Annotated in this window: 10 protein-coding genes; 4 read left to right on the forward strand and 6 right to left on the reverse strand. The window is 48.4% G+C overall.

Annotated elements, in window-relative coordinates:
• Positions 1-33 precede the first annotated feature (33 nt).
• The 6 genes from BAZ21_RS24540 to atzF all read right to left on the reverse strand — a co-directional run bounded on the left by BAZ21_RS24540 (position 34) and on the right by atzF (position 7,593).
• A complete protein-coding gene (locus tag BAZ21_RS24540; RefSeq protein WP_068505508.1) occupies positions 34-1,098 on the reverse strand; it encodes an ABC transporter substrate-binding protein in 1,065 nt (354 codons plus the stop codon).
• A gap of 61 nt (positions 1,099-1,159) precedes the next feature.
• Complete coding sequence (locus tag BAZ21_RS24545) at positions 1,160-2,533, reverse strand: MATE family efflux transporter (protein WP_068505509.1); 1,374 nt, start codon at positions 2,531-2,533, stop codon at positions 1,160-1,162.
• Complete coding sequence (locus BAZ21_RS24550) at positions 2,520-3,320, reverse strand: ABC transporter ATP-binding protein (protein ID WP_068505510.1); 801 nt, start codon at positions 3,318-3,320, stop codon at positions 2,520-2,522. Before BAZ21_RS24550 ends, BAZ21_RS24545 begins: the two co-directional genes overlap by 14 nt.
• Positions 3,321-3,352: 32 nt before the next feature.
• Entirely contained in the window at positions 3,353-4,159 is an 807-nt protein-coding gene (locus BAZ21_RS24555; protein ID WP_068505511.1) for an ABC transporter permease, read from the reverse strand.
• 31 nt (positions 4,160-4,190) lie between these two features.
• Positions 4,191-5,819 (reverse strand): PucR family transcriptional regulator, encoded by a 1,629-nt coding sequence (locus tag BAZ21_RS24560; protein WP_068505512.1) that lies wholly within the window; start codon positions 5,817-5,819, stop codon positions 4,191-4,193.
• A 37-nt stretch (positions 5,820-5,856) separates the two neighbouring features.
• Positions 5,857-7,593, reverse strand: coding sequence for an allophanate hydrolase (gene atzF / locus BAZ21_RS24565; protein ID WP_084011907.1), 1,737 nt, complete (start codon positions 7,591-7,593; stop codon positions 5,857-5,859).
• Between the two features lie 563 nt (positions 7,594-8,156).
• Here atzF and BAZ21_RS24570 point away from each other — a divergent pair.
• The 4 genes from BAZ21_RS24570 to BAZ21_RS30345 form a co-directional block, all read left to right on the forward strand.
• Positions 8,157-8,873, forward strand: coding sequence for an urea amidolyase associated protein UAAP1 (locus tag BAZ21_RS24570; protein WP_068505513.1), 717 nt, complete (start codon positions 8,157-8,159; stop codon positions 8,871-8,873).
• Positions 8,874-8,906: 33 nt separating this feature from the next.
• Complete coding sequence (locus BAZ21_RS24575) at positions 8,907-9,566, forward strand: urea amidolyase associated protein UAAP2 (RefSeq protein ID WP_068505514.1); 660 nt, start codon at positions 8,907-8,909, stop codon at positions 9,564-9,566.
• Between the two features lie 347 nt (positions 9,567-9,913).
• The gene (locus BAZ21_RS24580; protein ID WP_068505515.1) at positions 9,914-10,459 is read left to right on the forward strand and encodes a GNAT family N-acetyltransferase; all 546 of its coding nucleotides are present in this window, start codon (positions 9,914-9,916) and stop codon (positions 10,457-10,459) included.
• Positions 10,460-10,708: 249 nt separating this feature from the next.
• Positions 10,709-10,861: transposase (locus tag BAZ21_RS30345; RefSeq protein WP_141695029.1), on the forward strand; the 153-nt coding region annotated here is incomplete at its 3' end.

The raw sequence follows: 10,861 nt of genomic DNA on the forward strand, positions 1-10,861 counted from the left end.
CTCCGGTTCATAATATAGTATGCCGCTTATGTTCTATTTCGACAAAAAGTCTGTCGAGACAAGCTGCTTCACATCAAACGGCTTCTTGAAAGTACCGATGGAAGTATAGAAATCAACGACATCCTTCATGGTGTCGTAAATCCACCCACCTTCGCTCATGCCTTTGATGTTGTCAGCCATCGTATACAAATGAACGGTAGGGTACATGGCCTTGACCTCTTCGGCACTCACCTGCAGGTCGCCTGCCGTCAGCTCCGCAGCAGCATCCAGATCACTATTGACATACTTTGTGGCGTCCTCTACCGCCTTCAGTGTATTCAACAGCCATTCCGGCTTCTCCTTGGCGTTCTTGGCCGATACCACTACAACATCCAGAATTGTATTCTTCATGTCGGCTGTGGATATGATAATGTTGCCATTTCGTGCTGTCGTGCCTTGAGACAGATAAGGCTCGAAGGTTGTTGCTGCATCTACACTGCCGGCAACAAACGCCGCACCGCCTTTGCCCGGACCCATGTCTACGAGATTGACATCGTCCACGGTCATTCCTGCTGTAGCGAGTGCTTTAGCCAGCATATAATGGGTAACTTCGCCATATTGAGCGGTAACGGATTTTCCTTTCAGGTCAGCGACGCTTTTGATGCTGGCATCAGCTACAATGCCGTCTGCACCCGTGGAAGCATTGTGCAAATATACGATTTTCGGCAGCGTGCTAATATCGGAGCCTTCCTCGATAAGTGCATTGACGGAAACCAAATAGGATTGGAGTGTCGTGAAGGCAATGTCTACGTCCCCCGTCATGACACTCATTAGAGGAGAAGTAGCTCCAAACGCGCCGATTTGCAGGTCTACGTTATGGTCAAGGTCGAATTTTTTATCATCCAGCGCATAGATGCCAATGCCCCCGATGAATGGGGCATATGCCGTTTTAACAGTAACAGGACTTCTTTTCGCACTGGAAGAGTTATTGTCGCCTGCAGCGTTAGTCGCACTACCCGCTGAATTTGTGTTCCCGCAAGCTAATAAACCAGATAACATGACAATCGACAACAGCATGGTCGCGCCTGTTTTTATGAAGCTGAATTTGTTTCGGTTCATTTTTCATTCTTCCCCTCCAATTGGTTTGTATATGATAAACATCCGATGGTGATCCAAGGAATCATTCCACCAGATTGTGAATCCATTTGTTGCTCCGAATGCGGAGGCGAACGAGCGTATATTTACACAGATCGTCGAGAATGACGAACAAAAACACAATTTCGATGCCGAGATTAAGCGCATAGCCGGTCAGGAACGTAAGCGGAAGGGATACGCACCAAAGTGTTGCATTGTCGATGACAAAGCACATCCTCGTATCTCCTCCGGCCCGCAGCGTCCCCATAATATGAATGAAGTTCATTCCCTTGATGGGCATGATGACGGCCAGGTACATCATGAGAATGATAATGGTGTTCCGGACTTCTTGTGAAATTCCTTGATATAGGTTCAGGAAGAGGGGCACGCAGGCCATCATAATTATGCCCAGCAGCACGCCCCCTAGGGCGGTATACGTCGCCAAGCGGCTGGAATAATAGGGAGCCTTCTCGGATTTACCCTCGCCAATGGTTTGCCCGAGTATAATGGCGGCGGCTTGTCCCGTACCGATAAAAAATGCGATAAGCAGTTGTTCCAGCACCTTGGCGATTCCAACCGCAGCGCCGACCGTATAGCCCATATGATAGAAAACGACGCTGTACATTGCGTATCCGATACTCCACACGGTTTCATTCAAAATGACCGGAGCGGATGTTTTAAAATATACAGCAAGAAAGCTTTTTTTGGCCAAGAGCAGATCCCGGATCGTCGGTGCAAAGCTTCTGAATCTGCTGTACAGGATGGAAGTCATAATCAGCATTTCTATCGTTCTGGCCATAACAATGGCAATGGCAGCTCCCTGAATACCGAGCACAGGCAAGCCAGCATACCCGAAAATGAGCATGTAACTGAGCACAATGTCGATAATGATAGTCAAGACGATGATTCGCAGAGGAATACCGGCTCTCCCGATATTTCGGTAAATCATTGTGCAGGCCAGGGATAACCCGGTAGGCAAATAACTGGTGCCGACTATCTGCAGATAGTCGGCGGCCTGCTCGACCACCTCGTATTCGTTAGAGAAAATATGCAGCACCTGGGTTGGGAACAGCAGGGCGATCGCAGTGAACAAGGCACTCACAGCAAGAACGAGGGCAAAGGCGACTGCAGATGCGACCTTGAGATTGTGGTGATCTCCCTTGCCGTAATATTGTGACAGAAAAATAGTAGAGCCGCTGACAATGCCGACAATGATGAGATTCAGTATGAAAAAGACTTGTCCCGCCAGGCTCGTGGCGGATACCTGCAGGTCCCCAAGCTGACCCACCATCAAGGATGCGAAGGTGTTGGTAATGCTTGTCAACATGCTTTGCAGGCCGATCGGTAGTGACAAGAGCAAGAACCCTTTTAGAAAAGCCTTATCCTTATGAAAAGTACTGATAAAGTTAGTTTGTCGCATGAAGGTTATTCCCGAAATCTCTTGAATGCAACAGACTGTGTATCTTTTTGCGGATCTGAATAAATTCCTGAGTGTCCTTAAGGTCCAGGTCCCGCTCCTGAGGCAGATCAATCGGGATATCGGCAATAACCCGCCCCGGACGGGAGCTCATGACGTACACACGCTGGGAGAGGAATACGGCTTCCTCAATGTCATGTGTTATAAAGATGACGGTATGCTTTTCCTTCTCCCATAATTCTCTCAGCTGCAGCTGCATATTCCCTTTAGTGTCGGGATCAAGCGCACCAAAGGGCTCGTCCATGAGCAGCACCTCCGGATTGTTGGCGAGCGCACGTGCGATGGCTACCCGTTGCTTCATGCCGCCGGACAGCTCCTTTGGCAGCCTGTTGCGGAAATCGGTTAAGCCGATAAGGCTTAAGTACTTCTCGACGATTTGATCCGCTTCCGGCTTGGGCATTTTCTTCAGCTTTAGGCCAAAGCGGATGTTTTGCTCCACCGTCAGCCACGGGAACAGCGTGTATGCTTGGAATACCATACCGCGGTCCGAACCCGGCCCTGCCATGACACGGTTATCCAACAGGATATCGCCGGAAGTCGCTTCGTCCAAACCGGCAAATATGCGGAGCAGGGTGGATTTGCCGCAGCCGGAGGGGCCAACCACACTAATGAATTCATTGTCTGCAATATCTATATTGATGTCTTGGAGCGCGAGGATTTCCGTTTTTTTGGATCGGTAAATTTTGTTGAGATTTTTGCAGGAAATTTTAATAGCCGGCGTTTGTTTCATTAAATAGGTCCCCCTTTCAAGTGTTGCTGTTGTTATACATCTTCGGCCCAGTGGAACAGACGTTTGTTGATGAATGCAAATATGCGGTCGAATAGCAAACCGAGAATGCCGATCACAAAAATGCCGCCAAAGATGATATAAGTCTTCATAAACCGTTCCGCAATCATAATGTTGTAGCCAAGGCCGGAGCTCGAAGCCAGCATTTCCGCCATAATCAGGTACGTCCAGGCCCAGCCCATGACCATGCGCATCGTATCCATGACATTAGGCATAATAGCGGGGATGATGACGTTGCGGATCACCTGTGCCTGAGAGGCGCCCAGTGTATAAGCCGTGTTGATCAGGTCAATTTGGATGCCCTTGACGATATCCGCAATCATGGCGGTCATCGAAAAAACGGCGCCGACGACGATGATCGTAATTTTTGCGGTTTCCCCTACGCCGGTCCATACCATAATCAGCGGAATCAGTGCCGAAACGGGAAGGTAGCGGAAGAACTCGATTAACGGTTTGGTTACGGCATTTATGATTTTGTAAGTGCCTGAGAGCAGGCCCAGCGGAATGCCGATTACAACGGCGATAAGAAAGCCCATCAGCACACGGTAGCAGCTGATAGCGATATCCGCCCACAGGCTTCCGTTCTGGAGAGCGGAGAGCAGGTAAGAGAAGGTCGCTTGAGGTGTAGGCAGAAAGATGGAGTTGATCCCCGAATAATTGCTCCCTACGTACCACAGCAAAATCAGCAACATAAAAGTGATGATCATAATTGAATTAAAAAGACGAGGGTTGATATCCCGGCGAATCCGAAACAGGTTGCGTAGCGGGCCTCTGTTGTTCACTGGCTAATTCCCCTTTCAAAGTATGTTTGTTCTACTCTCCCATTTCGTAAATTTTCAAGCCCAGTTGCAATTGAAGCCGCGCTTCCGCATCATCAAAAGAGATACCGAGTATCGTTTTGATCTTATCGAGACGGTATACGATGGTATTGTAGTGTGTATACATGGCTAGTGCGGTGAGTTTGATGTTGCAGCCCATTTGAAAGTAAGCAGTCAGCGTTGGAATCAGGCTGGAGTTATGGGCTTTGTCATAGTGCACGAGAGGCCGGATAAAGCGGTCGATAAACTTATCAACGTTGGCATGCTTGGGGAGCAAGGTCAGTATCGTATAGATGCCCAGTTGCTTCCAGGTGATCAGTTTGGCATTCTCCCGACTGATACAGGAGGCGATATATAAATTTTCAGTATCAATATATCCCGCATTAATGGAAAGCGGAGCGCTGGATTCACCGATGCATAAGGAGAAATCTGTTGTGTCGCACGCTTCGGCAATTAGCCGGACTATGGCTTCCGTCTCATCTGGTGGGATATTGCCACCGTCGACGGGCTGAGGCATGAGCACGATGATTTTTCCAGACATGGCCGTAAACAGGGCCGGGCTCTCGGGGTTCATATGATTGAGCTTTGACAGCATGGCTGAGTCTGGTGTCGGCTGCACGCTGGAATGGAATTTCACAATGATCACACGATAGCTGTAGGCTGACAGATTGCTGTACCCGTAAAACTGGCCTTTAATATCGAGATCCTCCGAGCTGGGAATGCAGCCCATCAGCCAGTCTTTCAAGAAATCATCAAAGTATTTGGCCTGAACCAGCTTATAGGTGTTCTCACTGCTAAGCCGAATATTAAGCAGTGGGAGCATTCGGGACACCGTGGACAGATCAAGCTCGCTGCAGGCTCCATTTTTCTCCGCAAGCAGTACCAGAATCGGGTCCCGCTCTGTCTCCCACAGGTTAAAGACATGCAGGTTGACGCAGCGACCTGCGGCATCTTCAACCTGAATCGTACTGTGCTTTGGGGAAGATCTGGAGTCAAAGCTCAGGAGATGATTGTAGAAGGACTTAAAATATTTCTTTTGCTCGGTTGAAGCGATGAATTGGCTGAAAGCATTCAGTATGGAAATGGGATTGCCGATCATCTCTTCAATCACCTCAAGAATTTTCGGCATATCGTACCCATGGAGCATAAGCTCCGACACCTGCTCAAGCCGACGCTGTAGCAGCAGAATGTTGCGGGTTTCAAAGGTTATAATCTTCTCCATGACCTCACGCACAACATTGGAGAAAATGGTGGACTCCGAAAGCTCGAATAGCGGCAGCCCATGATCTTCTGCGCAATCAATGATCTTCTGCGGAATCTCGGCAATAAACCGTTTGGGCTTAATGCCGAATGCCGCTACGCCCCGGTTAACCAGATGAGGGATAAGCTCAAGAAAGGCGTCCATATTATTTTGGTAGGAATATCCGGTTGTCACCAGAAACTCGTTCGCCTGCGCCCAGTTTTGAATATCCGGGACCTCCATGATGTTGACCCGGCTAATGATATTATCGAGATGGTTCCTGCCTGCGAGCAGCTTGAGACCTTGCAAGGAATTCATTTCAAACAGGTCCGTACACCGGAATGAAGGCGATGATTCTTCATAAGGTATTCTGGTTGTTGTCATCGCTTCCGCCTCCCTTTTTTTCAACAGAGAACTAATTTTAGCCTATCGCAGAGGTGTCATTACGCAGTCTGTCTGTTTCCGCCGCTGCCCACCCGCCGTAGCTCGTAATATCCTCGCCGTTTTGCTCGGCATAAGGCTCACATATAAAACCGGTTATTTCACTTCCGCCTTCCAGCTTGATTTTGCCGATACCAAGCGGGGCGGGAACCAGACGGATGAATTCGCCAAGCCGGCCAACGGGAATTCTCCATACTTCTACCGCAATGGAGCCTCCCTGCTCAGAACGGATGAGCCCCGGCTTTGCAGGGATTGAGTTTAAGCGGATCAGCCGATAGCAAGGAGCCGTCCGGTCAGAGCGTACAAAGGAAGCGCCGCAATTGAGCAGTTGCTTCTCCAGCGGAAAGCCCCGCATGTGCAGACCGCAAACGGCCAGTTCGATGGATTCGGTCTTCAGAAATTCAGCGGATGCCCCTTTCAGAATGCTTTCTTGCCCTCTCATGGAGAACATGGTTATGCCAAAAGGCAGTTGCTCTTCTGCATAATCGGAAGGCAGGGCGACCGCGCACAGATCCAGCAAATTGCAGTGGTTCGTATAATAGCCCATGTCGCTGTTTGTGGAAACCGGGGAGGCCGCAACCTGCTCTCTGGTCCAGGTTCCGCCACAGGTTGGCATCACGAGGACGGCGTCCTTTAAGAGAGAACTGGCTTGCTCTTTGTATTCGCGAAGCTCGTGAAGTGCCTTGAATACGGAAGCTGCATTATAGCCCTTAACCAGCGAGGAGCGCAGAATTTGCTCGGTAACCGGGAAGATTTCTCCGGGGTGGCTCTCGACAAATTCCCCCAGGTCAGACCAGCGCTCAGCGACCCAAGGGCCGTCGTACAAAAGGCTGGAGGTCTTGTTGAAAATGCTGGAATCGACGTATTCAATAGGAATTCCGCAAAGTTCCAGGCGTCTTACCGCCGCTTCCCATGCCATGCGGTATGAATCTTTGTAATCTCCGTAAAAGTACAGTTGTTCTTTGGGCAGTAATATTTTTTGAGGTTTCATTGAGGCAATGGTTTCATAAATGTCTGTGCCCACGCCGCTCTTCCGTTTACCGCGGGCTACAGCATCAATGAGATAAGCGTCCTCCAGCGTATTGGCAAATACCGTTACGCAATCGAGGGTAGCGCAAGCCGGCACCACGCCCCAGGTAGGCCAATCACCGACAGTTGATTTGTAGCCTACCAGGTCATTAAGCGCTGCCGGAATACGTCCCGACCCGGCCGTGTCGGTCCCAAGCGAGAAGATGGCTTGACCTCTCGCGACGGCTACAGCAGAACCACTGCTGGAGCCTCCGCTGATCAGCTCGGGCTTAAGCGAGTTATGTGTTTCTCCAAAAGGGCTGCGTGTTCCCACGAGGCCGGTCGCGAATTGATCCAGATTTGTTTTGCCAATGGGAATCGCGCCTGCTTCCACCAGTCTGGATACAATTTCCGCACTCTTCTCAGGCAGATAGGCGTAGGCGGGGCAAGCTGCCGTTGTCGTCACCTCTGCCAGATCAATATTATCCTTGATGGCGAAAGGAATGCCCCATAGCGGGTATTCATCCGGATTTTTATGTTCAAGGTTGTCCAGGTAAGGCTTGATATGGGATAAAGCGGGAGGAACGATCCAGATGTTGCTCTCTTTTTCCTGCTCAGCCTGCCTGATAATGTTCTCTATTAAAACTAGAGGAGTCAGTTTGTCGTTTTTGTACATCATTTTCAATGTGTCGATGGTCCATTTTCTCAAGATTATTGCAGCCCCTCTCTGTCAGATCGTTAAGCCATGTGTTTGGTGAAAGGATGATTAATGAAAATTAATGTAAGATATTATTACATATAAAACGGATGAGATAATGGTTATGAGAGAAATTAAATATTTTGTGTTAAGAAGTTTAACACGTTAATTATGTTCTTCATTATCGTTCCCGGTCTGGAAGACTGTCAAGACATCCTTAGATCGTGGGAGGATTTTCATCATATGTCGACAGATTAGGCCGTAAAAGCAGGAGGCGATTTGTGAAGTGTTGCTAAATAAATCGTTCTGACTTTGTGAATGATTAATCAAACATTTCCACGAACCCTTGCTATTCCAGCTATTTTGAGAAGATAAGAAGGCAGGGAAAAGATGGTTCTTTGGGAAAGCAAGTATGCGGAGTGAGATTTGTTTGGGCATCGAGTTTTTGATTTTTCTTGTTTGACAATTGCTGAAATGCTATGTTATCTTGCCTAACATAAAGTCTGATAGACTAGAGTTAATCTTCCCTATGGGGAAAATGGCAGGGACAAGAAGTGAAGAGGAGTGAGCGATGGATGAATGCGATTTGGAGTGAAACGATACATCCGGGAGGCAAATGGTCTGGCATCATCGGCAAAGGGAAGATGATTCGCTTGACTGCGGTTGAACCGGGCGCCAATGTTTCGATGCTGATGTACCATGCGCGGGATTTGACGGAGCGTTACAATATGCCCGATACACTGAAAGCGCAGCATACGGCACACTTGACGAAGGGCAACGTGCTCATGAGCGATAATGGAAGAGTGATGGCCAGCATTGTACACGACGATTTGGGCTGGCATGATCCGCTGGGCGGTTACACGACAAGAGCGGGCACAGACAGCAAGTACGGGGCTAGCCGCTATCAGGAAAGCCGCAATGACTGGCTGCGCAGCGGCCAGGAAAATCTGGCGGTTGAGCTTGTTAGAAACGGCCTCGGTGATAGGGATATGTCACCAGTAGTGAACTGGTTCTCCAAGGTGTTTTGCGATGAGGAAGGAAATATGCTTTTTGCAGGAAATCACTGTGCTGCGGGAATAACGGTGACGCTTCGCTTAGAGATGGATGTGCTATTGATCTTGTCCAATACGCCGCATCCTCTTGATCCGCAGGAGGTTTATCCGTCTGTGCCGGTCAAGATTGAGGTGCTTCCTGCCGTGCAGATTGATACGGCTGACTATTGCGTCAATTTCCGGCCGGAGAATCGCCGGGCTTTCGACAATACATGGACGTATTACGCACTGCAAGACTAGCTGTTATCTTTTTTTGTGAGGAGGAAGAAGAACATGTTAAAGGCATTTCATCGGGTGGAGAGTCCCAGAAATCCGGAGGCCGCTGTTTATGATAAGGTTATCCCGGCTGGCGAAGGCTGGATGTATGAGCTGCAGCCGGGACAGGTGCTTAGAATCGTGGATCTGGAAGGAAACCAAGCCGCGGACACGCTGTTTTATGATGCAGATCATCCGGAAGACCATTATAGCGCTGTACGGACGATCAACGCGCAAAGTAATATTTATTTGACCACAGGCTCAACCCTTTTGGCTGAATCCGGCAAGGAGCTTGCTACCATCGTGGCAGACACATGCGGACGTCATGACACACTCGGCGGCTCCTGTTCTTCTCAGAGCAATACGGTTCGGTATGCGCATGAGAAAGGCCACATGCATAATTGCCGTGATACGTTTATGCTGGAGCTTGCCAAGCATCCGGAAGGTCATCGTTATGCAAAAAGGGATCTGTCTCCGAACATTAACTTTTTCATGAATGTGCCTGTAACCCCTGAGGGTGGATTAACGTTTGAAGACGGCGTGTCGGGACCTGGATGTTACGTGGAGCTCCAATCGAGATGCCATTCGATGGTGCTTATCAGTAATTGCCCGCAGTTAAACAATCCGTGCAACGCGTATAACCCTACGCCCGTCCAGGTGCTTATTTGGAATGAATAGACTCATGTGAATACGAAGAATATACCAGTTTGATTCTTAAGCGTGCGGGCTGCGGGTACAGCTCCTTGAAAAGCAGACTGTTGCAATGGAAATGCACATAATATGCAAAGAACATACAATGGAGCCTGCATCATTAAGTAGGCTCTTTTACTTTGAAAAGATACATTTGCTGGACTGGGCAGTGGCCTTGCAATAATTAGTGGAATTGATGAACGAAATCGCCAATCGGGGGATTTCAATATACTTGGAAGATGCTCATTTTGCGGGAATTATTTTATAGTATTATAAGATAAGAGAGTATTGAGACCAAATGCAAAAAAAGACTAATAACTAGGAGTTTTTACATCATGAAAAAACAGTTCAGTATTCAATCCGCTGTTCCTTCGGATCTGGAGGCGGCGGATATTGTTTTTGAAAGTTCCATATCTGCGGCATTTGAAGAGGAGGGTCTGGAAGACTTAATCGACGACATACAGCAGGAGATTGAACATAAAAAACAATTGCTGCGCGAATCTTTGTCAGCTTTGAATCCAAACTTGTTTTTCCTGACGGCCAAACATAACCATAACGTTGTTGGAACGATCTCTTATGGCCCTTGCGGAGAAGAAATCAGGAAGTGCACCAACGACGAACTCCAGCATGTAGGGACTTTGGGGAGTTTGTATGTGCTGCCAAGTTATCAGGGACAGGGAGTAGGCTCGGCGTTAATTCGAGCTTTGATGACCAGGCTGAACGAAATGGAAGTTGCACAATTTTGCCTGGATAGTGGCTTCAAAATAGCCCAGACCAAATGGCTGCGAAAATTCGGCACCCCCTACACCGTTGCAAAGGATTATTGGGGCAAGGATGGAGATCACATGGTGTGGCTATGTGAAGTACAGGATTTTTTATAAGAAATAGAGTGAAATCAATCTCCTATAACCTGAGTAGAAGTGAGCCGCGGGGCTTTATTGGTTCGAGAGAGAAAACAGCCAGTGCTCAAATCTTGCACCTGTAGAGGAGATGAATGTGAGCATATGGTGACATAAAGAGTTCATCCTGTCCATCATGATACACTCTCCTTGGATCGGCTACACTTAGTTGGACAACAAAAATAAGGGCTTGTAGAATAAACATATCTTCATAAGGAGCGGATCATCTACATGCCTAAACAACGACGTACCTTTACAGCGGAGTTCAAGAAACAAATGATTCAACTATACGAGAACGGAAAGTCCAGAGCGGATATTGTGGGGGAATATGGGCTCACCGCCTCGGCTCTGGACCGTTGGATCAAACAAGCACAAACGACGGGC

It is taken from the genome of Paenibacillus kribbensis (assembly GCF_001705305.1).
GTDB lineage: Bacteria > Bacillota > Bacilli > Paenibacillales > Paenibacillaceae > Paenibacillus > Paenibacillus kribbensis_B.